This is a genomic window from Kitasatospora sp. MBT63 (assembly GCF_000710465.2).
Classification (GTDB): Bacteria; Actinomycetota; Actinomycetes; order Streptomycetales; family Streptomycetaceae; genus Kitasatospora.
Map to the genome: position 1 here is coordinate 1 of NZ_JAIZ01000526.1, position 219 is coordinate 219.

The following is a 219-nucleotide window of genomic DNA, read 5'->3' on the forward strand; positions in this document are numbered from 1 at the left end:
CTGCAGGGCCGCCAGGCGGGCGCCCCGGTACTCCACCGACATCTCACTCGCACCCCGCTGCTCCAGGCCCTGGAGGACCGGATCGGCGACGTCCACGCACACGATCCGGTAGGGCGCGATCACGCCGTCGGACACCGCTTGTCCGAGCGGATAGCTGTGGGCGATGGGGCCGAAGGCGCCCAGGCTCTCGTCGTCCATGCTCGCGATCAGCTCGGCCGA

1 protein-coding gene is annotated in these 219 nt (G+C 71.2%); it reads right to left on the minus strand.

Going from position 1 to position 219, the window contains the following annotated elements; translation table 11 throughout:
• The coding region (locus AA75_RS28370) for a hypothetical protein (RefSeq protein WP_149038425.1) at window positions 1-198 on the minus strand (198 nt) is incomplete at its 3' end.
• Window positions 199-219: the final 21 nt, after the last annotated feature.